Source organism: Ralstonia sp. 22086, assembly GCF_052045975.1.
Lineage (GTDB): Bacteria > Pseudomonadota > Gammaproteobacteria > Burkholderiales > Burkholderiaceae > Ralstonia > Ralstonia wenshanensis.
Genome location: NZ_JBQEPZ010000001.1, coordinates 494,519 through 515,855, shown reverse-complemented (window position 1 = coordinate 515,855; position 21,337 = coordinate 494,519). Strand labels below are relative to the sequence as shown.

Sequence of the window (21,337 nt, the reverse complement as noted above, 5' to 3'; positions counted from 1 at the left end):
ACCCGGTGTTCCCTTCCGGGGCTGCCACAATCGCTACAACGTCACAGGCCTGTAGGCAGAGGAATTCGTACCGTCACACTAAACTCATTGGGTTGTCACGGTTGCACAGTCGTAGCAAGCATCCAGTCGGATGCGTGGGAAGCACTATATGCGCCCGATGCAAATCTCGTCCCCTTTCTCCGACCATGCTGAAGCCCGCTAACGCCTTGCAAACGAGCGCAGGAACCTCGGAACCTGAGCTTTGCTGGTGACCTGTACACGGGCCATGAGGTCGTGATCGACCCGACTCACTCCGTAGGTCTGAGCGATATCTTGCTGCAGTCGGCACCACAGATGGCTGGTCACCTCAGCATCGGCCATTGCCCGGTGAGCACGCCCGGCCTTGGGCAGCTGCAACATGTCTGCCAGCGTCGAAAGCCGGTGGTTCTGGGCATGCGGATAGATACGCCTCGACGCGAGCAGCGTACAGGCAAAAGACTGGTCTGCGGAGATACCCAGCAGGGCAAGCTCAGATCGCCAAAACTGTCGGTCAAACGAGGCGTTGTGCGCCACCACCGGATGCTTGCCGACAAACTGGGCCGCTTCTCGCATCACCGTCGATACTGCAGGCGCAGATGCAATCATCTCGTTCGTGATGCCAGTCAGGCCAACGACGTTCGATGGGATACGCCGGCCGGCATTCATCAAACTTTGATAGCGATCGACGATCTGCCCGTCACGGAGCAGGATGACGGCAATTTCCGTAGCTCGATCACCCTGGCTCGGTGACAGCCCTGTGGTTTCAAAGTCCAGAACAGCGACCGTCTGCATACTGCTTTTCCTGTCTTCTTCAGAAACGTTCAACTCGTGGGCGCAGTTTTGCCCTCTCGACGGTCAACGAAACCAGTCCTCGTGGGCCAACGGCGCCCGGTTTAGCTCTTCCCGGTGCATGCGCCAGTGAGGGAGGTGTTGGTCCATCAGCGCAGCGAACCGCTCGTTGTGGTGCCGCTCCGTCAAATGGGTTAATTCATGGACAACGATGTACTCCAGGCACTGGACAGGCTTCTTCGCCAGCTCCAGATTCAGCCAGATACGCCGGGCGTCGATGTTGCAACTACCCCACTTGGTCTTCATCTTCTTGATACCCCACTGGGCGACTTCAACGCCCAGCAAAGGCTGCCACTTCTCCAGCAACACGGGGACCATCGCCCTTAGCTGTTCCCGATACCAACGCTCAACGATAGCCAGGCGCTGCTCGGCACTTGTTTCCTGCCGAACCCTGACCTCCATCGTGCTCCTGTTGCGCAATACGACCGCCGCAGAGCCATCATGGAGCACAACACGAAGCCTGTATCGCCGCCCTTGAAAGTAGTGGCTCTCGCCGCTGACCATTTCTCGTTTTGACTGGCGGGGCTGCGTCTCGAACTTTTCACACTGCCGTCGTATCCAGCCGAGCTTCCCGATCACCGCCAGACGAACGGCATCGTCACTCACGGAAAAAGGTGCTGCGACACGAACCCGTCCGTTGGGTGGGTAGACACCAAGGTGTAGATTCTTGATGTCCTTCCTGACCACGTCCACCGACAAGCCGCTGACCTTGATGTGCCGGACCTCAGTACTCATGCTGGTTCTTCACGAGCTCAAGGATTGGCTCAATACGAGCGTCGCCGTCTCCCAGAACAGCTTTGATGGCGTTCTTCACCATCAGGATCTTCATGCGGTTGCTACGCCAATCGTCCTGACGGGCAGCACGAATCGCCGCATCGAGACTTACCGCCACTGTTTCATCTTTGCCGAGATTGTCATACAGAGCACGCTTTGCACCAGTATTCAGTGAGACAGGATACGTTGCACCCGTGGCAGGATTCTTCGCTTGTTTTGCCAAGGCCACGATCTCAGCAAGGTACTCTTCGTAGGCCAGCGCATCAGCCTTCCGCTTCTCAATCAGGGCGTCAAGCAACTCCGACATCTTCTCGTAGTACTTGGGGTTGATCGGATGTTCATCGATGATCAGCTTGCGGACGTTGTTCTCGATGGTCTCGGCGACAGCCTCCTTGCTTTCACGGATATCCTTCGGCAGCGCATCGATTGCGCCCGCACCACGCTCGACGATCAGTTGGATCAGCGACAGATCATCGAATGCCGAAATGACCTCACTGTCCTCGGCACGGATATAGGTGTCGATCAGGTGGCGCATCGCCGGCTCGTACATCTTCAGATCGATGTAGTCGCCGCTACTCAGCTTGACCTCGTTGCGAACCTTGTCGAAGTGACTGGCTTCCTCCTTCAGTGCAGCGATTTCTGCTGGCGTATAGCCTGCCTCTTCGAGTTCGTTGGCGATGCTGGCGAAGGCACGGATGAACGCTGCAGTGAACTTGTATAAGGCCAGGCGCTTGGGCTCGTTTGCCTTCAGTTGCTCTGCATTGCCGGAGTCTTTTGCACAAAAATAGCGCAGGTATGCTTCAGTGTCTTTCGGAGCTTCAACGGGCTCACAGAGGGCCTTGATCGCCTCTCGGTCCTCTTCCAGATGCTCACGTCCCTTGGCGAGACGATCCTCCAGCAGCCCGGCGACATCCTCCTTGTCGTAACCGTCCAGTGCACCAGACGTGTAGTCGTGGATGGCACTTCCCAGGCTCTTGAACAGATCCTTGTAGTCAATGACGTAGCCGTATTCCTTGTCGTCACCGTCGAGCCGGTTCACCCGGCAGATCGCCTGGAAAAGACCATGGTCACGCATCTGCTTGTCGATATACAGGTACGTGGCCGATGGGGCATCAAAGCCGGTCAATAGCTTGTCCACGACGATCAGCAGCTTCATCTGCCCAGGCTCATTGACAAACTTCTTCTTGACGTCTTTCTCGAACGTATCCGGGTCCTGGCCGTTGAGCATCTTGTTATAGATGTCGTACTGACGCAGCTTCTCGGTCAACCCCTCTGCGCTCTCGCCTTTGATATCAGCCGGAGACGGCCTGTAGCTGGTGACGATCGCACACTTGCCAGCAAGGTCCGTCTTGTCGAACAGCTCATAGAACTTGCACGCCTGGTAGATGCTGCCTGAGACGAGCATGGCGTTGCCGTGGCCGCTCATCAGCCGGTCCCGGGTCTCCATGTCCAGCAGGATGTCGGCAACGATCTTCTCAAGCCTCGACTGGCTGGAGAGAACCCGTTGCATGGTCCCCCATTTCTGCTTGAGCTGAGCCTTGGCCAAGTCGGTCAGCCCCTTGGTCTTGGCCTCGAACCATTGATCGATCTTCTTCTGCGAGGTGATGTTCTGGTCGATGTCCCGAGCCTCGTAGCGCAGGTCGAGCACCACTCCATCCCGGACCGCCTCATCGAACTTGTAAGTGTGGATGTATCGCCCGAAGACTTCGAGGCTCGTGGCCTTGTCTGCCTTGAGTAGAGGGGTGCCGGTAAAGCCAATGAACATCGCGTTTGGCAGGATGGCCTTCATCGCCTTGTGCAGTTCACCGGACTGGGTGCGGTGGCACTCATCCACAAACACGTAGACATCACCCTTGGCTCGAAAGTCAGCCGGCAGCGCTCGCTTCAGTTCTTCGAGATAGCTGGCAACGTCGGCGTTCGAATCGCTGTCTTCCTTTCCGCCGAACTTGTGAATTAGCGAACACAGCAACCAGGGTGTCGTTGCGTTCAGCCGGGTGATCAGATCAGCGCCGCTTTGGGTCCGGTAGATCTCCTCGTTGACGCCCTTGAAGACTTTCTCTATCTGTTCATCCAGCTCTGTACGGTCTGTGATGATGAGGACCCGAGCATCCTTGATGTTCTCTCGAATCCATTTGGTGAGCCACACCATCGTCAGGCTCTTGCCGGAGCCTTGGGTGTGCCAGATGATGCCGCCCTCCCTGCGCCTCACATGGTCCTGTGCAGCCTTGACCCCGAAGTACTGGTTCTGCCGGCAGAGCTTCTTGATACCTGCGTCGTACACGATGAAATCGTGGATCAGTTCGAGGAAGCGAGCCTTGTTGCAGACCTGTGTGAGATGGCGATCAAGCAGGTTATCGATCGGACTGCCTTCTTTCCAAGTGAGGTAGTACTTCTCGGGGGTCTCGATGGATCCGTAGCGCAGGCCTTCGGTGTCATTGCCCGCCATGACGAGCTGCATCGTCGAGAAGAAGTGCTGGATGAAGACTTTCTTCTGATTGTCGAGGTTTTGTCGGATGCCCTCCGAGACGGAGACGGTGGAACGCTTCAACTCCAGCACGCCGAGAGCGATGCCGTTCACGTACAGCACGATGTCCGGGCGCTTCGTGTTGGCCTTCGCGTCGGCACCGCTGACGGTGACTTCCTCGGCAATGGCGAAGTCGTTGTTGAGGGGCTGCTTCCAGTCGATCAGCCAGACGGTCTGCACCTGCTCGCCAACTTCAGGCTTGACGTGGACCCCGTAGCGGAGCAGCTCATATACCGCCTTGTTACGGTCGTAGATGCTCTTGCTTTGGTCACCAGCGGCCTTGTCGAGAAGGTGAATGGCACGAACGATGAGGGCCTCGTCATAGCCCTGTCGTTTGAGAAAGCCTTCAAGCAGGCCGTGGTCGACGTTTCGATTGCCGACGCGGTCGATCCAGTTGCCGAGGTACTCGTAACCAAGCGTGTTACGGAACAGCTTGACGACACGCTCCTGCGTCTTCTTCTCGATCTGGCCGACGGTGCTCATACGAGGCGAATCCTCCCGGTCAACAGCTCTTGCATCATGCCTTGCTTGAGGGCACTCGTCTTGTCACGTTTGTGTTCCAGGGCTGCGATTTCGGTGTCCATGTCGGAAAGCACAGAAGCGATGGCGGATTGTTCTTCCACGCAGGGGCAAGAGAATGAAAACTTCTGCATGTCTGAAGCATACAAATGATAGACGGTGATTCCACGCACCAGTTGCAATACCTGATCACGGAGATACCTGATGAGATAGCTCATAAAGATACCGTTCATGGCGGAGCTTCGAACTATCAGGATGTCACCACCTATCACGACCCCATCTTCCATCACGCAACTAGCCTTCGCCAGTCCCGCTGGAGTCACATCCGAAGTCGGCATTAAGACGTCGTTCTTTTGAGACACGACATATTCTTCCAGCGAGTTGGTTGAGCTATAAATAAATCGAATCTCTTCTCTATATTTTGTAAATAACTCACCATAGTGGATACATTTTTTATTTCCACCCGAAATAAGGGAGCTTTTTGGCAAACCCTTCCCTTTGAGAAATCGAGCGATGTCCCCCAGTTTTTTGGGCTGCCACTCCCCACTAAACCCCGGCAAACGTTGCTTACCCGTGAGCAACTGCTGCATCGTGGCCTGCTTGATGTCATGCTTCTTGAGGATGAGTTGGTCTAGCGATGACATCAGGGCGTCGACGTCAGAGAGGGCGGTGGCAATGGCACACTGCTCGTCGAGGGACGGCAAAGCAATTTTGAATTGCTTCAGATTGGCCATTGAAATAGCTGGTTGAGCACCAACAGTCCTCAAAGCCTCCATTCCATCGTTCGAATATAGGCTCCACAAAACTTGCCACACATAATAGGTTGAGTGACGTGTGTTGTCGACCTTGATTCTCAGAGCGTTCCCGGAAAGAATTCCCGTTTGATGGAGCGCCGGCATAATTGCACTGGCACCGCAACGAGCGCCGATCTTCGCCATCACTATGTCACCGGCATTGACCTCGCTGCGTCGCTCTTGCCGAAATTTCTCCGCATCCACATATAGATATTCGCCGGCCATAAAGCGGCCGTTCGTTACATATCCGCTAGTAATAATCGGAACCCCGGATCTCCGATAATGTATCGTCTTTAAATTTGAACCAAATGGGCCGTCGACAATCCCATTTTTCGTGGAGGGAGGGGTAACAGAAAGGACTGAATCAACCGACCATTCCTTTGGAATCACTCCCACCTCGGTCTGTTTGTATCCTGGCTTCAGTTCCACGCGAACCCCATCTTCTTCAGGTGTTCGTCAACACGAGCAGCAAGGGCTTCAACCTCAGTCGTGAGCTTCGGTAAAGGCGTGGCGTAACGGTCGGCCAGTTCCTTGATGCGCCCCGTGAGTGCCTGTGACACACGATCAAGCTCGGTCTGAACATCGGCGGCGAGTGTGGTAAGCCATTTGTCGTCGACAACCAACGTCTTGATCTCGGCCTCGGTCAACTTCCCGTACTGAGCTGAGACCTTTGCGTCCAAAGCCTTCTGGGCGTCTTTCACCTTCTTGTTGGCCGCAGTTTCCTGTTCGATCAGGTCGAGATACTCGTTGAGAACCTTGCGCTCATCGGCCGCGTCGGAGTCTTTCTTGATGTCAGCGAGCCGGGCCTTCACGCTGACCTTTGTCAACTTACCCTTGTCAGTCTTGGCTTCAGCTAGCAAGCCGTCTTCGCCGCCGTGCTCTTCATCCAGCTCTTCCATCTGGCGGGAGACTGCATCACGCTCGGCTTCGAGTTGCTCGATCGCCTTCGCGTCTTCAGCAAAATATCGGGCCACGACAAGCGATGACGGAATAAGATCGATGTTCGGCTTCCCATCGGCCATCGCAATCCAGCCGTCATGTACGAGCATGTACACGTCATCCTGCATGGACTCAGCCCAGTAAGTCATCAGATGCTGGTAGACGTCATAGGCATCGAGAAGCGGCACTGCCTTGAAGATGTCAAGCAGGCTCTCCGAGATGGTCTCGATCAGTGCCTTCGGATGGCCGCCGATACCGATCCCGATCAGTTGTGGTCGATTCTCCGTCTTCCATTTGTCGAAGGTGCCATCAATGGCCTCGTGGAAGACCTTGAATTCGGCATGATCGAAGATCGTTGCCTTGACTTCGCTGGCAGCCGCTTTGAGCTGGCCGTAACCGGGTCGGTCTGCTGGGGCGAACAGCGCCGTGCGCACGCTAGGTAGTACCTGCCAGTATTTGCCTAGATCCTCGATGTCCCGGTTGGGGATGCCCCCTCGCAGATGAGCGTCGATGTCCTGCAGGTCTTCAGGCTCTGTGCTGTCGATGTAGCGGGGAATGTTCAGGTTGAAGTCGTTTTCGGAAATCTCCGAGACAGGCACCAGCCGGGAGAATTTCGGGATTTCGGTCTGCTTGTTGAACGCGTCGACGATCTTGTGAATGTCCTGAGCACGCAGACGGTTCTTGTTGCCATCCTTCACGAAGCCCTTTCTGGCATCGATCATGAAGATTCCCTTCCGAGCAGCGGCGTGTTCCTTGTCGAGCACGATGATGCATGCGGGAATGCCGGTTCCGTAGAACAAGTTGGCCGGAAGGCCGATGATGCCCTTGATGTAGCCTTGCTGGATCACTCGCTTGCGGATCGCCCCTTCGGCACCGCCACGGAACAAGACACCGTGCGGGAGAATGACGGCGCCCTTGCCTGTGCTCTTCAGGGACGTCAGGATGTGCAGCAAGAACGCGTAGTCGCCGTTCTTCTCAGGGGGAGTGCCATACTCGAATCGGCTGAACTCGTCGTTCGCCGGGTCGAAGCCGTTGCTCCACGCCTTTGTTGAGAAAGGAGGATTGGCGACGACGAAGTCAAAGGTCTTCAGGGCACCGCTCGCCTGTTTGAAGTGAGGCGCAGACAGCGAGTTGTCCTTCCAAATCTCGGCCGTTGGGCAGTCGTGCAGGATCATGTTCATCTTCGCCAGTGCTGAAGTGGCGTTGTCCATTTCCTGCCCGTAGATCGTCAGGTCAACCTTGGCTACGCCCTTTGCTTCATCGTGCGCCTTGATCAGCAGCGATCCTGAACCGCACGTCGGATCATAGATCGTCTGATCGGCGCTCTTCGCACTGCCAAGACCGATCACCTTCGCCATGATGCGAGACACTTCAGCCGGCGTGTAGAACTGGCCCTTCGATTTGCCCGACTCGGTAGCAAAGTGCCGCATCAGGTATTCGTATGCGTCACCAAGGATGTCATCGCCCTCGGCCCGGTTGGATCTGAAGTCGAGAGCCTCGTTGTCGAAGATGGAAACGAGGTTGGAGAGGCGGTCGACCATCTCCTTACCTTTGCCGAGCTTCTCAGGGTCGTTGAAGTCGGCAACGTCGATCACGCCTTTGAGGTCGTTCGCTTCGGCAAGCCGGCTGATGATCTTGTTCAGCTTGTCGCCGATTTCCTTGTCGCCTTTGAGGGCAACCATGTCGGAGAAGCTACCGCCAGCCGGGACGTCGAGCAGAGCATCCCGCTGACCAGCATATTTGTCCGAGACGTACTTGACGAACAGCAGGACGAGTACATAGTCCTTGTACTGGGATGCGTCCATGCCGCCCCTGAGTTCGTCGCAGCCTTTCCACAACGAGCTGTAGAGTTCGGATTTCTTGATTGCCATTTACTTGCATTCCACGTAGGAGATGAGGCCGGGGTTCCCACCAGCGGCGGAAACGTGCCTTCTGGAACCCAACCGGTAATGCGCAGAATTCTACAGACTGGCAAGCTGGCTGCGGCCGAGGTTCGGTTGGCTCGACCTGCTGTCCGGCTGGTAGCGACAAGGTGTCGGGAAAGAGACCGGATGAGGAACGAACTTCGCCCACGAAATTTCAAAACTCGTGGGCGACTGAGCGCAAGAAAGCTATGCCGTTGCTGAGGTTCTTGCTGCGAGCATTTCCTAATATATATATAGAGAGAGATGAGATGACGAAGCTGCGGCCGGAGACCGATACAATGCCCAGCCGACCACCCATCCCGTCTCTATGCTGAAGCCCGCTGCAACCCTGCGCATCGAATTGCTCGATGTAAAGCCTCTCGTCTGGCGGCGCTTCGTTGTCCCCGTCGACATCCAACTGCCCAAGCTGCACAAGGTCATCCAGGCGGTGATGGGCTGGGAGGACGAGCATCTGCACCAGTTCGGCTTTGGCGGTACTGCCTACGGTACGCCCAGCGATGAGTTTCCAGACGACCGCACGGTTTCCGAGAAAGGCATACGACTGAGCAAGGCGCTCGGCTCAGGCTCCGACTTTGAGTATGAGTACGACTTCGGAGACAGTTGGCGGCATCGCATCGTCGTGGAGGCGATGGGCAACCCAGACTTGGCTTGGACATTACCTGTCTGCCTTGCAGGCGAGAACGCTTGTCCGCCTGAAGATGTAGGCGGTGTACCAGGCTATGCCGGGTTTCTCGAAGCGTTGGCCGATCCGAAGCACGAACAGCACAACGACTATCGGACCTGGGTTGGCGGAATCTTCGACCCAGCCGGCTTCGACGTGAACGCAGTAAATGCTAGGTTGTGGGCGGTTCGCTGACCAGAGGAATCCAGATGAATTTGGGAGAGAAGCTAGAAGCGGCGATCAGCCAACTGACACAGCCGGTAGGCGGGCAGTACCCTCGTCCCTGGATGACGGATCTTCAAGATCCCATGAAGGCCAAGGTCTTTATAGTCGGCAAGAACCAAGCCAAAGAGTATCTGGTTGCCCGAGTTGGATCACACACCAGACACGTAGATGCACTCTACAACAGGAACGGCCAAAGCTGCCGAGCACTGTATGACGAGATTGCCGATGGCCAACCATCAAAGACTCGCCCCAACATTGACGATTTGACACGGCGTCTCACACTAGCTGGCGTGGAAGGTGTCCTGGAAACGAATGTGATCTGCTATTCGACGTCCATGAGTCGAGATCTTGCTCACCGGGAGCATGCCGCAGGTGCAGTGAAAGGCGATCTGATTTTTCGTACGGTGCTCGCCCATATTCGACCGACCGTTCTTATTGTCCATGGCGTCGGCGCAACTAAGCGGCTCAGCAAGTGCCTGGGAAGCGAACTGCCAATCCCTCCGGAGCGAGCGAACGACATACGGTCGATCAATGTTGATTACAACAGTCACACAACGACGGTTTTCGTCGTTCCTAGCCTAGCCCTTCCAGAATGGAACAAGTGGAAATGGTGGGCTGCCGATCATCTAGATCGTGTGGCCAAGGCTGCGGCAACATGCGTTGCTTGAGAGTCGGAACCTCGGTGCCAAATACCTGGCGGTGACAACCGGTTCGCTGACGGCGTTGCTAGAATCACCCAGACAAGAATAGAACAAGCAGGGGTCACATAATGCAGCCACTGTTGCTGGTGGATTTTGAGAACGTCCAGGCGATCGACGTTGAACTGGTTCCGTCAGACTATCGGATCGCAATTTTCTGTGGCGCAAACCAGAAGAGCGCATCACTCGATCTGACAAGCCGATTGCAGCCCTTGGGGTCACGGGTCCAATGGCATCGGGTCTCGGGTAGCGGCAAGAACGCGTTGGATTTCCACCTGGCATTTCATATGGGCAGGGTTCTTGAGCGACAGGAGGCCGACGAGTTCGTCATCCTGGCTAAGGACACCGGCTACGACCCTTTGGTACACCACATCAGTTCGCTGGGCGTGCCTTGTCGACGCATTGCAGCAGTCGGGGAGCTTCATGGGTTACCGGTGGCTCCGGCCGCACAGGTGCCAAAACCCTCGCCCAAAGCATCGTCTCCGGCCAGCCCCGAGCTCGAACGTGTAAAGATCATCCTCGCCAAAACTCAGAAGAATAAGAGGCCACGGAAACGCTCAACGCTGACCAAACACGTGAGCGCAATGTTGGGGAACAAGTTGCCGGAGGCCAAGTTGACTGCGCTGATCGATAGCATGTTCAAGCGGAAGCTGGTTTCCGAAGCGAACAAAGTGCTGTCTTACCACTTTTGAGACATCCGCATTCCGCCGGAACATCATGATCCACGCAAGCGACATGGAGACCTGTTCCGTCCTCGACCTACTGAAGCTGCACAGCGCTGTATTGGACGAGCTCAAGCGCAGGCAGATAGTACGAACGGGAAATAATCCGACAGGTGACTACACCGAGTGGCTTGTTGCACAGAGACTCGGGCTGGTTCTGAACGGGAACTCTGGGAAGGGCTACGACGCGACGGATACGGCAGGCATGCGGTACCAGATCAAAGGGCGTCGACTCTCGTCAGACACTGCACCAAGCCAACTGGGCACCATCAGGGACTTGGAGCACAAGGAGTTCGACTTCCTGATCGCCGTTGTCTTTCGATCCGACTGGCAGATCAAGTGCGCAGTCAAAGTCCCACATCAGACAGTCGCCGAGCTTGCAGACTATCGGAAGCATGTGAACGGCCATGTTCTGTATGTCCGGCCTTCGCTCCTGGCGCACCCCACAGTTCTGGACGTGACCGAGATGCTCCGTGATGCCGACCTCGCTCAGCATGCGCAAAGCACCACGGATTTAGCCAGTGCCAGCTGACTCGACGATAAAGCTGCTGCGTTCGTAAAGCTCATCGAACGTCAAGATCTCAATGTCGGCGATGCTGTTCCGATAGAGCTCGAATGAGCGTAGCTGTTCTCTGTTGACACCATGCTCCGTCATGAACTCACCGAGTGAGCCGATGACAATGAAGGAGCGGGGTTTGAAATTGTAGACCTCTTCTCCTGTGGGAGAGCCATCCTCGCTTGTCGGGCGAACTAGCTCCGAGAGACTCTTGATTGCAGAGGCCACAGTGCCCTGCACCTGCGCAACGGCGCCAGACAACTCCTTCGATGGTGCCCAGCAGCCGGCTCGGTAGGCCGAGGACTCAAGGAGTTTTGTTTGATGGGTCTTGATCTCCACAAAGCACAGGGAGCTGATGATGCCTCTCGTCTTCATAAGGCTATCGACCCGCTTGCCATGGTGGAGCATGTCGTGACCTGCAACGACTTGCTCCAGCCTCCGATTGTCGAAGCCAGTCACGAAGAAGTAACTGAGGCCGTAGCCAAAGATCCACTGATTGCGCTCAAAAAAGGCCTGCCACAACGCTTCGTCGCCCTTGATCTTCTTGGCGGCCTTCACTTGTTCGAAGTAGTCGGGCTCATTGAGGAGCTTGCCAAACGCGGTGAGCTGGCGCTTCCGATACCCGAGGGCGACGACGTCCTCCTTTGTTATCTCTTGGCGCACCACTTCAGAGAACACGTCTTGGTTGTCCTGAACCAGGCTGGTAGCCTGCTCCTTTGACAAGACAAGCTTTCGGAGCTCTGAGTCCGTGATATTCATTCGCCCGCTGTTCGAGAACTCCACCGAGGAGATGTTCTCAAAGAAGGTGAGCAGCTTCGGGATCTCTTCTCCGACGAACGAGAAATGCGTCTTCTGCGGAGTCCCTTTTTCACCGTTGAACGCCTGAAGAGTTACCACGCTCAGGCCTCTCGTGGACTCAAGGAATTTTGCAATGATCTCGGTTCGCCCCTTCTCCGTTCGCCGAAGGACGATCTCTTTCTTCACCGTTGCATAGTGCAAACCTTCGGAGTCGATTACCTTCGATGCGATACGCAGGGATTCTCCTTCACCCACGTCCACGCGGGAGCTGATATAGGTCTTGCCAGGAAGTTTGTTCCTGTGGATTTTTCCCTCGTCGTCCATCCTCAGTCCTCATCTCAACACGAACGCAACAGCGGCAGTAGCTTCAGGTCTTCCAAGCACGCCTGAACTCGAACAACCAAGCCGATGATCGTGTCAGCCAGTCGCCCATCCGCAAGCTGTTGCCAAGGTTCGACCGAGACATTCCAGTCATACAACGGGGCGTCAAGATTGCGCCACCAAGCCCAATGGTCGGATACCCTGCACCGGCAGTTGAATTCTCGATCAAGGGCCTGACACACATCTGGAAGCAGCGGGGCTTTCGGCTCTTTCTTGATGCCAAAGAAGAACCCCCTAAGCAGGGACTGTTCGAACTGGAAGCGAATTCCATAGCTATCTTGCGGGTTTAGGCGGATCGTGAACCCTTGGTATTGGTCCCACCAGCGTTCGCTTTCAGGTGTTAGCGTCCAGGAAGGAACTTGTTTTGGGATGCGGTCCTGAACCTGTCCCGGTAGCTTGCGAAGCAGCGCTTCTTTGATGGCTGAGCCAGCCATGATGAGCTCCATGGCAGCCTCGATGGAATCGGCATTGCGAGTCGCCTCTTCGATGATGATCTCTTGTTCTGCCATATCTTGAACCCCCAAGAATTTCGCTCGGATGTAGTCTTCGAATTCCTTCAGAAACGCAGCGACTGTTGACGCTTCGCAGACGTGCCGACACGCTGCCAACCACGGGATAAGTTGGCTGAACCCCATGACACGCAAGCGCTGGCCATCAATAGCCTGATCTCGCTCGGCCTTGTCGATGCTTCCCTCGGTTGGGCCTTCGCCTGAACCAGATAGATAGATCAAAACATGCCCACAGGGGTAGCGAACTTGCAGATGTGCCAAGTAGTCAGCGACCTGGCGATCCTGGTCGGCGGCCCACGGCTTGTTTTCAATGGCGATTGCGTACTTACCGTCAATCTCAACCAGCAGGTCTACGCGCCGATCCGCTCGCTCCACACCGTCAGTTAGAACCTCAGTTTCGACTCGTACCCGGCAGGCGTAGTTGGTCCATGCCGGTAAGCTGAAGTGGTTGGCGAAGAGGTTCCAGAACTTGCGTCCTTGGGCGTGTCGTCCCTGCGGATCGAGCAATTCCGCTAGCACCGCAGACAGACGTAGCTCATCGGGAGCCAGAACAGAGAGCGTATTGAATTCCGGGGCTAGGCGACTGGCGTAGGCCTGTCGTGCCCTACGTAAGCCGGCAATCCGGCCCTGAATGGACAGTAGGAAGTCGCGTATTTCCATCGTACTCGTCGGAATCAGTGCCCGCTTGGAAACGATGGCCAGCGGATTGTTATCGTCGATGACTCGGCAAAACATTGTAGGCGAGGCAGCCATGCCTCGGTTCAACATCCGGTCCCATCCTTGGTACAAGAACAGTAGAAAGGCACATCGCCTTGCCACTACTCACTATCAAGGAACCCCTATGTACAAACCACTTTTCAGCCTGCTCCTCGTCGTCCTCGTCGAGGCTATCACCGCAGTCGTCGCCTGCCTGAAAGCCCATCTCATGCGTCATTTGCACCCCGATGGCCGTGACGGGTTCGACGACCACGCTTTCGCCTAACTGCACCCCTTCATAGCCGGGTTCTGTTCCGGCAACGCCTGGCCGTCCTGGCCAGGTTCATTCCCACATCACTCGACGCATCACCGGACACGTCCCGGGGAAGGCGTTCGTCCATCTACAGGAGTTCTCATGCATCTCGTTCGAACCATGGCCTACACTGGCGAAACACCTTGGCACGGTCTCGGCAATCGTCTGGCCCGCAAGCAACCCATTGAAGTCTGGGCACGTCAGGCGGGCATGGACTGGCAGATCGAGGAGACACCGGTCTGCTTCATGTCTGGCCAGGCTGGCGCCCTTGGAACGATCCACTCCTTCCCAGAGCAAAAAGTGCTGTACCGCTCAGACACCAAGGCTCCGCTGTCTGTCGTCAGCAATCGATATCAGGTCGTCCAGCCAGCCGAAATCTTGGAGTTCTACCGGGACCTGACCGAGGCAGGCGGCTTCGAGCTGGAAACGGCCGGCGTCCTGAAGGACGGCAAGAAGCTGTGGGCACTGGCGAAGACCGGGCAACAAACGGTCCTCAAGGGTGGTGACACCGTGAACGGCTACCTGCTTCTGGCAACGGCCTGCGATGGCACGTTGGCAACGACGGCCCAGTTCACATCAGTTCGGGTTGTGTGCAACAACACGCTCGCCATTGCACTCGCTGATGGCACTGGCGCAGTCAAGGTTCCGCACCGGACGCAGTTCAACCCTCAGGCGGTCAAGCAGCAGCTTGGCATTGCCGTGGCGAGCTGGGACAGCTTCATGGTCCGGATGCGAGCGTTGTCTGAGCGGAAGGTCAGGCCAGCAACTGCGCATGACTTCTTCCGCCGACTGTTGGACATGCCAAGCCTCGCCACCATCGAATCGAAGCCTCAGCCTAATGACCGTGCCCTGCGAGCCATCCAAGCCCTGTACGACGGCAAGGGCATGGGGGCGGACTTGCCTTCGGCTGCGGGGACTGCCTGGGGCTTGGTCAATGCGGTCACTCAGTACGCCGACCACGAGCGCAGAGCCCGCAGTGCTGACCACCGCTTGGATTCCGCCTGGTTCGGGGTCGGTGCCAACCTGAAACAGCGAGCGTGGGATGAAGCCTTGAAGCTCGTCGCTTGAAGTCTGTTGTCGTTCTATCTGCCGCCCGGTTGAGGTCCTGCCTCTCCGGGCGTTTTCCATTCTAGGAGGTCCCATGCAACCCGCAATACATCAAGTAGGAAGGCGAGGTCGGCCAGCACTGCGCCTAGTCGAGACTCGCCAGTTGAGCCGAGGTGACTGGCTGGAGGTTCGCAAGCAAGGCATCGGCGGTTCTGATGCTGCCGCAGCAGTCGGCCTGAATCCGTACAAAAGCCAGTTGGAGCTTTGGCTAGAGAAGACCGGCCGAGATGCCGACCTGCCGAAACCCGACCCCACAGACACCACGGAGCCAGTCTATTGGGGAACGCTGCTAGAGCCCATCGTGGCCGCCGCCTACACCCAGAAAACCGGCAATCGGGTCCGCAAGGTCAATGCCGTGCTCCAGCATCCGACCGTGCCGTTCATGCTCGCAAACCTCGACCGAGAGGTCATTGGTGTTCTGGGTGTGCAAATCCTGGAATGCAAGACGGCCGGCGAGTTCGGTGCAAGGCTGTGGCGTGATGGTGTGCCCGAGTACGTTCAGTTGCAGGTGCAGCACCAGTTGGCAGTGACCGGTAAGCATGCCGCCGACGTTGCGGTCTTGCTCTGTGGTCAGCAGTTGGCGGTGCATCGGATCGAACGTGACGACGATCTGATTGCTCGGCTGATCGAGCTGGAAGCACGGTTTTGGCGATACGTCGAGACAGACACGCCGCCACCGGCAGACGGTTCGGACTCGGCTGCGACTGCCTTGCAGTGTCTGTATCCCCGTGACTCCGGGCAGACGGTCGACTTCAGTGAAGACTGCAACCTGTCAGCAGCCTTTGCTGATCTTGTCTCTGTTCGTGCCGAAATCGCTGACCGGGCCAAACTCGAAGTCCAGCTCAAGCAACGCCTGCAGCAAGCAATGGGCGAAGCCACCAAGGCGAAGTTTGAGACGGGTCAGGTCTCGTGGAAGCGCAGCAAAGACGGCCGGGGCCTGGACACCGAGAAGCTCCTGCAAGACCAGCCTGACCTGCTTCAACGCTACCCCCTCACCAAGCCCGGCAGCCGCCGATTCCTGATCCTGTAACCAATCGCCCTAATCCGCTGGGGCTGTGCTGTGCCTGCTCTGGCGGAAATATGGGGCGGGCCTGCGCAATTTTCATGGAGGTACATCTATGCTGAAAAATTTGGCGATAACACCGCCTGTGCTTGGCCGCATCTCGATAGGCCGGGTCGTGGAGAAGAATGGCAAGCGCTTGCCCGAGAAGGATGACCAGTTCACGATCACGACCCAGGTGCAAGGCAAAGATGGCTGGCTCTTGCATCCATACGACGAGGGCCTACGCAAAGCCTGCAACGGAAAGCTCCGGTCGATCCCCGTCACCGTGATGTTCGATGACCCAAATCTGAGCTTGAGGGCGGAGTACAGCCTGTTTGACCGTCAAACGGGTAGGCCAGTCTGCGTTGGCGATGGTGAAACCTGCCGTCGCCACACCGCCAGCGGGCTTCAATCGCTGCCGTGCCCGTCACCGAACGGCTGTGACTTTGCCAACGGTGGATGCAAGCCGTACGGTCGGCTCAACGTGCGCATTGGCGATGAGGACGAATTGGGGTCGTTCATCTTCCGCACAACCGGCTACAACAGCATTCGAGTGCTGACCGCCAGGCTCCGCTATTTCCATGCTGTGTCCGGTGGACTGTTGGCAGCGTTGCCATTGGAGCTACGGTTGCGGGCGAAGTCCACCATGCAAAGCCATCGTGCGCCCATCTACTACGTTGACCTGACGGTTCGGGGCAGCATGACGTTGGAAGAGGCCATTGGCGAGGCACGGGAGGTCGACGCCAAGCGTAAGGCTTCAGGCTTCGATCAAGCTGCGCTGGATGCAGTGGCGAAGGCTGGCTTTGGCGATGGGGCCTTTGAGGATTCAGAGGAGGAGATTCCAGCCATCGTCGAGGAGTTCTACAGCGACGGCGAGGCGGGCGGCTTGGACCCAGCCAACGCTGCAACTAGGCTGAAGGACAAGCTGGACCGCAAGGCTGCTGCCAGTGCCGGGGACGCGTCATGATCTTCCTACGGGCGATTCTGTGGCTCGTCGTCGTTCCGGTTGTCGTGATCGTCGTCGGATTGGTTTGGCTGTGTCTTGGGCACAAGCTGCTAACCCACATGCTCGGGGGCTGATGCTCTCGTTGGCTCTCGCTTGGCGGGGGCTTTTTTTGGTTGTCGGGGGATGGCATGATCGCTTGGTGCAACATGGGCCGGTCGCAGACGTTGGCGAGCGGCTTCGGAAACATCCAATGTCGCCTTCGGCCGATTCTGTTGAAAAGCTAGGCGTCCACGGGTATCGGCAATTGCGTCACCACATACGGATGCCAACAATGATTCCTCTCATGAACAACACGAAATGGAACGAGCTCCGAATCGGCATGTATGAGCTTGGTGCATTGGCACCTCAGTTTCGCGTTTGTAACGTCGACAGTGGATATATTGGCAACTGGGATAGCGAGTGGTTCTATCATTTCCACGGACGCCACGAAGAAGACGAGTGGGTTGAGATAGCCGTGACTTCAGATGCGCAGCGTGAAGCTGTGCTGCGGGTCCTTCGCTCAGTTCACGTACCAGGTGAGATCACGGAAGCCGGCTTCAGGATCTTCGGCTACGTGCCGCTTGGAACAGAGGTTGAGTATCTGTAGCGCCAAGCATCCAAAGTAACAACTGTTCATTGCACGGGACTATAGAATGGGATTCCAACTTCAGGTTGCATCGGACGTCCAGCGGGATGGACTCGGACTTGAACTGCTGGACGATAGCGGACAGGTTGTTGCCGAGGTCTTCCGGTGCGATGCCAGCACCTCGCTGGAGGTCTCCTTGTTCGATAGCTGCTTGCCCTTCGTTGAAGTCGAGCGCCTGTTAAGGATTGCACGGTTCGAACTGGGCAAATTTGAGGATGGAACTCCTCTGCCGGCGCCGCTGGCTTAGCTCAGCACGGTGAATACAAGGCTAGGGCATGAGTGATAGCGACCATCTGCTCTAAGAATGCGCCATTCGACACCATCGTATAGGTCGACCTATACAAGGCCATCCGACAATCTCTGCCTATGCGACCAGAAATAGCTACAGCCCTGGATGCCCCGGACTCGGTGCTCGACGAACAGGAGCGAAGGTTCGTCCAAAGCATCCGGCAGCAGGGATGGTTTCGTACACAGGTTTTTGCAGAACCCAACTATCCCGAGTTCTCTTTCACAACGGGGTTCTGGGTTGGGCACGGGTTCCCAGAGGTCATCGTATTCTCGATGCCATCAAACCTTGCACATGATGTCCTTTGGCACATCTACCGAATGGTCTCCGCTGGGTCTCCGCCGCCCATTGGAGAACTGACGTCGACGATATATGCCAATACGGATGCGCTGCTTCTGCCCGTCGACAAGAAGTACTACCAAGAGCATCTGGGATGGAGTCGATGGTTCTATGGGAACGACGAGTTTCCGTGCCTGCAACTGCTCTGGCCAAGCAAGGAAGGCGTGTTTCCCAGACATCCGGACGCAAGCGAAGCATTGAATCTTGCCCAACCGGATCTGTCTTGTAGCCCGATTCATTGAACTGCGGTGCCGCTCGACCTGGAGAGGGCTGACTGTCCGTCTTGGGGCCAGCCTGTGTGACAGCCGTGACTGTGCCGAGATTGTCCCCGTGACACGACAAAACCAGCGCCGTGACTGGCTTGTGACGCCGTAACGAATGTGACAGCAGCGAATTGAGGGGGGATGGGCTGGCCTCCAGGAATTGCCTTCCTCCTGAGTCAGGGGCAGTGCGCAGTCCGGGCTATAGGTTTTCTTCCGTCACATCCGTTACGGTGTCACAACCCAGTATTGGCAAGGCTTTCCGGTCTTTGACGGTTGTCACGGCCTTGTCACAGCCGTTACAGCATGCGCCCCCTGACTAGCTGGCCCACATTTCGCCGTCGAGCGAGAGCTGTTCCGCCAAGTCCAAGACAAGCTTGCGGCGAACCTCCGGCATGGCCCTGAGCCGCACTATCAGCTCTGCCTCGTCTGCTGCAAGGGAACCCAACTCGCCTGCTTTCGCTTTCTTCTTCCGGGGCTTGCCAGCCGACTCTGGAATCCCGTAGCGGAGCCACTGCAGCGGAACATCTAGCCAACTCGCCAATGTCTCCATCTTGTCGACGGTCGGCATGGTTCGGCCGGTCAGCCACTTATGTGCCGCCTGAGCTGAGACGGGTTCGCTCGGATTTCGAAGGTTGAATTGGAGAGCGAGTTCAGCCGCAGTGTCGATTCTCTTCGAACTGCGGGTCAGCGCCTGCTTGAGGCGTTCGGCAAAGGCTAGTTTTTCTTCCGGGCTGGGCATGCCCGAAAGTGTCAGAGAGCATTGCCAGCGCCAGGAAACCAATCGGTTACAAAAAAACCTAAGTGGTTTATGCTTGGCAACTGACGGACTGTGAGCGGGGATAGATGTGGCTGACTCAGTTGAAGATGACGTGATGGGGAGTGGCGCTGCCCGTGCCTTGGTGCTTGCCGTTGCTGCTGCTTCGACGGCCGTTGGAACCTATTTCTATTCGAAATGGCGCAACGCTCAGCCGGTCGGGACTTGCTCCTGCTGCGAAGGACAAATTCTTGTCCGTGATACGAAACATGGCTTGTCGACGTGCGCCAAGTGCAATACCTCGATTTGCAAGGCTTGCCGGCACGCCAACCCGCTGAGCCGAGCATTCCCTGGTTCTGCTTGGACCCGGACGATGTGCCTGTGCCCGCAATGCTCGGTTGAGGCCAACGAGCTCGTGGCTAAGGCCGAGGCAATGGACGTGTTTTCGGCACGGTACGAAGGCAAGACAGGGCTGGACAGAAGCCGGACCACTGCACCCATTCATTCCGACCTCTTCGATACGCAGGAAGAAGCGGAACTCCATTTGCGGCTCCTTGCTGCCGAGCAGGGTTTCGATCTCGTCGTGCAAAGACAGTACGAGTCCCGACAGGGGCAAGATGGCAACTATGTGTTCAGGGTTTGGCGTGCGTCTGGTGTTGCAGGCCATAAGGCTCACTAATCAACGCTCAGGCAACAAAAGGGGATGGGTGTGCAGGGTCAAACAAAGTCCAATACCGCAATCACGTGCCTGAAGCTCGTGGTCGTCTGGGGCCTCTTTGGGGCACTTCTGACAAAGATCGTTCTGGAGGAAGGCTTCGGCACAGACTCCTATGTTGCTGCACGAGGAGTGCAAGCAGGAGCATTGATTGCGACGCTGCTGTCTCTTGGATGCTACGCCTTGATCCTCGACTGGCGACGTTCAGCGGTGGCTGGCAACCAAGATGCCGATGCCGGACAAAACTTTTTTCATGCTCGGGCCATGTGGTTTGTATGGGGAGCGGTAGGCGTCCTGCTGGCCGTCAGCCTGGTTGTCGGTATAGCCAAGGCGAGAGAATCCAAGTTACCCGATAGCACAGCGATAGCAGCATCCGCAGGCAGCGGCTTGCCTCCCTGCAAGGCAGCAGGAATGTTCGCTAGCGCAATGGCACTGAAGCGAGATCAAGGTGTGCCCAAGAAGGAAATGCTGAGCCGCTATCAAGCCAATGAGATCATGGACCAGCAGACGTGGAAGCGGATGGTGGACATGGTTTACGACCATCCGGAGCGGAGCCCTGAGGCCATCAAACGGGCGTTTACTTCGCACTGCTGACGGCTCACGTGGCCTCATGGCGGGCCACGTAGGCTAGCTTCCATCGTCTTCTTGAGCTTGAACTAAAATAAATTTAGTCAAGCAATTATCAAGAACTTATCAAGAAAATTGTCTTGCGCTGAACAAGAACAAGGGGAAATCAAGCGCATGTTCAAAACACAAAACTCAGTCCGCCTGGCTGTGGAGAAAGTCGGCGGTCCCACCAAGGCTTCAAACGCCTGCGGAGTATCCAACGCCACCATCTTCAACTGGATCAACCATCGGCACGTTCCGAATATCGACAAGGCGAAGCTCTTAGCCCAGCTCGCAAGCGTTGATGTAAATGACCTGAGGGGGACCAGATAATGGCAACTCTCACACCTTCCCAGGAACACGCCCAGAAGAAGCGGGACATTGCTCAGGCACAGCAGGAAATCCAGGCTGCAGTGCAACGAGCGTGGCCTTGCTTCTACGAGAAGCCGATGAAGAAAGAGGTCGGCTCAGACAGTTGCCACAAGCTGAGTCACCTGCAGATCGGCATGGGCGTGCGAGCGTTGGCGCTGGCCTGCAACCTATGGGGTGGCTCCATGGGCGACGTGGACATCTACAGATTGATGCAAGCCTATTTCAGGGACAAGGACGCTAGGCAACGGATCAACGAGATTGTGGAAGCAAGTCTAGCCCCCGCCAAGCACTAAGCTGGGGCCAGCGGTCGCAAAGCGGAAT

At 56.6% G+C, this 21,337-nt stretch carries 22 protein-coding genes; 14 read left to right on the top strand and 8 right to left on the bottom strand.

Annotated features, from left to right (window positions below):
* Positions 1 to 198 precede the first annotated feature (198 nt).
* The 5 genes from ACTJK6_RS02410 to ACTJK6_RS02390 form a co-directional block, all read right to left on the bottom strand.
* The gene (locus tag ACTJK6_RS02410) at positions 199 to 810 is read right to left on the bottom strand and encodes a 3'-5' exonuclease (protein ID WP_440838273.1); all 612 of its coding nucleotides are present in this window, start codon (positions 808 to 810) and stop codon (positions 199 to 201) included.
* Positions 811 to 873: 63 nt separating this feature from the next.
* Positions 874 to 1,602, bottom strand: a complete 729-nt coding sequence (locus tag ACTJK6_RS02405) for a M48 family metallopeptidase (protein ID WP_440838272.1) — start codon at positions 1,600 to 1,602, stop codon at positions 874 to 876.
* Positions 1,592 to 4,648 (bottom strand): type I restriction endonuclease subunit R, encoded by a 3,057-nt coding sequence (locus tag ACTJK6_RS02400; protein WP_440838271.1) that lies wholly within the window; start codon positions 4,646 to 4,648, stop codon positions 1,592 to 1,594. The genes ACTJK6_RS02405 and ACTJK6_RS02400 overlap by 11 nt, the downstream gene beginning before the upstream one ends.
* A complete protein-coding gene (locus ACTJK6_RS02395; protein ID WP_440838270.1) occupies positions 4,645 to 5,907 on the bottom strand; it encodes a restriction endonuclease subunit S in 1,263 nt (420 codons plus the stop codon). The genes ACTJK6_RS02400 and ACTJK6_RS02395 overlap by 4 nt, the downstream gene beginning before the upstream one ends.
* Positions 5,898 to 8,288 carry a type I restriction-modification system subunit M gene (locus ACTJK6_RS02390; RefSeq protein ID WP_440838269.1) on the bottom strand — a complete coding sequence of 797 codons (2,391 nt, stop codon included), beginning with the start codon at positions 8,286 to 8,288 and terminating at the stop codon, positions 5,898 to 5,900. Before ACTJK6_RS02390 ends, ACTJK6_RS02395 begins: the two co-directional genes overlap by 10 nt.
* Before the next feature lie 361 nt (positions 8,289 to 8,649).
* On the opposite strand from ACTJK6_RS02390, the gene ACTJK6_RS02385 reads away from it, so the two are divergent.
* The 4 genes from ACTJK6_RS02385 (at position 8,650) to ACTJK6_RS02370 (ending at position 11,180) form a co-directional block, all read left to right on the top strand.
* Positions 8,650 to 9,198 carry a plasmid pRiA4b ORF-3 family protein gene (locus tag ACTJK6_RS02385; protein ID WP_440838268.1) on the top strand — a complete coding sequence of 183 codons (549 nt, stop codon included), beginning with the start codon at positions 8,650 to 8,652 and terminating at the stop codon, positions 9,196 to 9,198.
* Between the two features lie 14 nt (positions 9,199 to 9,212).
* Entirely contained in the window at positions 9,213 to 9,896 is a 684-nt protein-coding gene (locus ACTJK6_RS02380; RefSeq protein WP_440838267.1) for a hypothetical protein, read from the top strand.
* 101 nt (positions 9,897 to 9,997) lie between these two features.
* Entirely contained in the window at positions 9,998 to 10,618 is a 621-nt protein-coding gene (locus ACTJK6_RS02375) for a PIN domain-containing protein (protein WP_440838266.1), read from the top strand.
* A 25-nt stretch (positions 10,619 to 10,643) separates the two neighbouring features.
* Positions 10,644 to 11,180, top strand: a complete 537-nt coding sequence (locus tag ACTJK6_RS02370) for a hypothetical protein (protein ID WP_440838265.1) — start codon at positions 10,644 to 10,646, stop codon at positions 11,178 to 11,180.
* Here the strand turns inward: ACTJK6_RS02370 and ACTJK6_RS02365 are convergent.
* Positions 11,163 to 12,326, bottom strand: coding sequence for a Shedu immune nuclease family protein (locus ACTJK6_RS02365; RefSeq protein ID WP_440838264.1), 1,164 nt, complete (start codon positions 12,324 to 12,326; stop codon positions 11,163 to 11,165). The two genes, ACTJK6_RS02370 and ACTJK6_RS02365, sit on opposite strands and share 18 nt — an antisense overlap.
* Before the next feature lie 14 nt (positions 12,327 to 12,340).
* Complete coding sequence (locus tag ACTJK6_RS02360) at positions 12,341 to 13,645, bottom strand: PD-(D/E)XK nuclease family protein (RefSeq protein ID WP_440838263.1); 1,305 nt, start codon at positions 13,643 to 13,645, stop codon at positions 12,341 to 12,343.
* 88 nt (positions 13,646 to 13,733) lie between these two features.
* On the opposite strand from ACTJK6_RS02360, the gene ACTJK6_RS02355 reads away from it, so the two are divergent.
* From ACTJK6_RS02355 to ACTJK6_RS02325, 7 genes are all read left to right on the top strand, one after another.
* Positions 13,734 to 13,874 (top strand): hypothetical protein, encoded by a 141-nt coding sequence (locus ACTJK6_RS02355; protein WP_440838262.1) that lies wholly within the window; start codon positions 13,734 to 13,736, stop codon positions 13,872 to 13,874.
* A gap of 129 nt (positions 13,875 to 14,003) precedes the next feature.
* Positions 14,004 to 14,969, top strand: a complete 966-nt coding sequence (locus ACTJK6_RS02350) for a DUF932 domain-containing protein (RefSeq protein WP_440838261.1) — start codon at positions 14,004 to 14,006, stop codon at positions 14,967 to 14,969.
* Between the two features lie 73 nt (positions 14,970 to 15,042).
* On the top strand, positions 15,043 to 16,038 hold the full coding sequence (locus ACTJK6_RS02345; RefSeq protein WP_440838260.1) for a YqaJ viral recombinase family protein: 996 nt from the start codon (positions 15,043 to 15,045) through the stop codon (positions 16,036 to 16,038).
* A gap of 88 nt (positions 16,039 to 16,126) precedes the next feature.
* On the top strand, positions 16,127 to 17,017 hold the full coding sequence (locus ACTJK6_RS02340) for a recombination directionality factor (protein ID WP_440838259.1): 891 nt from the start codon (positions 16,127 to 16,129) through the stop codon (positions 17,015 to 17,017).
* 112 nt (positions 17,018 to 17,129) lie between these two features.
* Positions 17,130 to 17,642, top strand: a complete 513-nt coding sequence (locus ACTJK6_RS02335; RefSeq protein ID WP_440838258.1) for a DUF6678 family protein — start codon at positions 17,130 to 17,132, stop codon at positions 17,640 to 17,642.
* 46 nt (positions 17,643 to 17,688) lie between these two features.
* Positions 17,689 to 17,928, top strand: coding sequence for a hypothetical protein (locus ACTJK6_RS02330; protein ID WP_440838257.1), 240 nt, complete (start codon positions 17,689 to 17,691; stop codon positions 17,926 to 17,928).
* 119 nt (positions 17,929 to 18,047) lie between these two features.
* Positions 18,048 to 18,548, top strand: coding sequence for a DUF4262 domain-containing protein (locus ACTJK6_RS02325; protein ID WP_440838256.1), 501 nt, complete (start codon positions 18,048 to 18,050; stop codon positions 18,546 to 18,548).
* A gap of 337 nt (positions 18,549 to 18,885) precedes the next feature.
* Here ACTJK6_RS02325 and ACTJK6_RS02320 read toward each other — a convergent pair whose 3' ends face one another.
* Positions 18,886 to 19,308, bottom strand: a complete 423-nt coding sequence (locus tag ACTJK6_RS02320) for a transcriptional regulator (protein WP_440838255.1) — start codon at positions 19,306 to 19,308, stop codon at positions 18,886 to 18,888.
* Positions 19,309 to 19,414: 106 nt separating this feature from the next.
* Between ACTJK6_RS02320 and ACTJK6_RS02315 the strand changes: the two genes are divergently transcribed.
* The 3 genes from ACTJK6_RS02315 to ACTJK6_RS02305 all read left to right on the top strand — a co-directional run bounded on the left by ACTJK6_RS02315 (position 19,415) and on the right by ACTJK6_RS02305 (position 21,309).
* Complete coding sequence (locus ACTJK6_RS02315) at positions 19,415 to 20,002, top strand: hypothetical protein (RefSeq protein WP_440838254.1); 588 nt, start codon at positions 19,415 to 19,417, stop codon at positions 20,000 to 20,002.
* A gap of 24 nt (positions 20,003 to 20,026) precedes the next feature.
* Positions 20,027 to 20,632 carry a hypothetical protein gene (locus tag ACTJK6_RS02310; protein WP_440838253.1) on the top strand — a complete coding sequence of 202 codons (606 nt, stop codon included), beginning with the start codon at positions 20,027 to 20,029 and terminating at the stop codon, positions 20,630 to 20,632.
* Between the two features lie 344 nt (positions 20,633 to 20,976).
* Positions 20,977 to 21,309 carry a hypothetical protein gene (locus ACTJK6_RS02305; RefSeq protein WP_440838252.1) on the top strand — a complete coding sequence of 111 codons (333 nt, stop codon included), beginning with the start codon at positions 20,977 to 20,979 and terminating at the stop codon, positions 21,307 to 21,309.
* Positions 21,310 to 21,337: the final 28 nt, after the last annotated feature.

Bases quoted from the DNA above. Each gene is read 5' to 3' on its own strand.
- ACTJK6_RS02410 (WP_440838273.1), bottom strand. From the start codon at position 810: ATGCAGACGGTCGCTGTTCTGGACTTTGAAACCACAGGGCTGTCACCG.
- ACTJK6_RS02405 (WP_440838272.1), bottom strand. From the start codon at position 1,602: ATGAGTACTGAGGTCCGGCACATCAAGGTCAGCGGCTTGTCGGTGGAC.
- ACTJK6_RS02400 (WP_440838271.1), bottom strand. From the start codon at position 4,648: ATGAGCACCGTCGGCCAGATCGAGAAGAAGACGCAGGAGCGTGTCGTC.
- ACTJK6_RS02390 (WP_440838269.1), bottom strand. From the start codon at position 8,288: ATGGCAATCAAGAAATCCGAACTCTACAGCTCGTTGTGGAAAGGCTGC.
- ACTJK6_RS02385 (WP_440838268.1), top strand. From the start codon at position 8,650: ATGCTGAAGCCCGCTGCAACCCTGCGCATCGAATTGCTCGATGTAAAG.
- ACTJK6_RS02380 (WP_440838267.1), top strand. From the start codon at position 9,213: ATGAATTTGGGAGAGAAGCTAGAAGCGGCGATCAGCCAACTGACACAG.
- ACTJK6_RS02375 (WP_440838266.1), top strand. From the start codon at position 9,998: ATGCAGCCACTGTTGCTGGTGGATTTTGAGAACGTCCAGGCGATCGAC.
- ACTJK6_RS02370 (WP_440838265.1), top strand. From the start codon at position 10,644: ATGATCCACGCAAGCGACATGGAGACCTGTTCCGTCCTCGACCTACTG.
- ACTJK6_RS02365 (WP_440838264.1), bottom strand. From the start codon at position 12,326: ATGGACGACGAGGGAAAAATCCACAGGAACAAACTTCCTGGCAAGACC.
- ACTJK6_RS02360 (WP_440838263.1), bottom strand. From the start codon at position 13,645: ATGGCTGCCTCGCCTACAATGTTTTGCCGAGTCATCGACGATAACAAT.
- ACTJK6_RS02355 (WP_440838262.1), top strand. From the start codon at position 13,734: ATGTACAAACCACTTTTCAGCCTGCTCCTCGTCGTCCTCGTCGAGGCT.
- ACTJK6_RS02350 (WP_440838261.1), top strand. From the start codon at position 14,004: ATGCATCTCGTTCGAACCATGGCCTACACTGGCGAAACACCTTGGCAC.
- ACTJK6_RS02345 (WP_440838260.1), top strand. From the start codon at position 15,043: ATGCAACCCGCAATACATCAAGTAGGAAGGCGAGGTCGGCCAGCACTG.
- ACTJK6_RS02340 (WP_440838259.1), top strand. From the start codon at position 16,127: ATGCTGAAAAATTTGGCGATAACACCGCCTGTGCTTGGCCGCATCTCG.
- ACTJK6_RS02335 (WP_440838258.1), top strand. From the start codon at position 17,130: ATGCTCTCGTTGGCTCTCGCTTGGCGGGGGCTTTTTTTGGTTGTCGGG.
- ACTJK6_RS02330 (WP_440838257.1), top strand. From the start codon at position 17,689: ATGGGATTCCAACTTCAGGTTGCATCGGACGTCCAGCGGGATGGACTC.
- ACTJK6_RS02325 (WP_440838256.1), top strand. From the start codon at position 18,048: ATGCGACCAGAAATAGCTACAGCCCTGGATGCCCCGGACTCGGTGCTC.
- ACTJK6_RS02320 (WP_440838255.1), bottom strand. From the start codon at position 19,308: ATGCCCAGCCCGGAAGAAAAACTAGCCTTTGCCGAACGCCTCAAGCAG.
- ACTJK6_RS02310 (WP_440838253.1), top strand. From the start codon at position 20,027: ATGGGTGTGCAGGGTCAAACAAAGTCCAATACCGCAATCACGTGCCTG.
- ACTJK6_RS02305 (WP_440838252.1), top strand. From the start codon at position 20,977: ATGGCAACTCTCACACCTTCCCAGGAACACGCCCAGAAGAAGCGGGAC.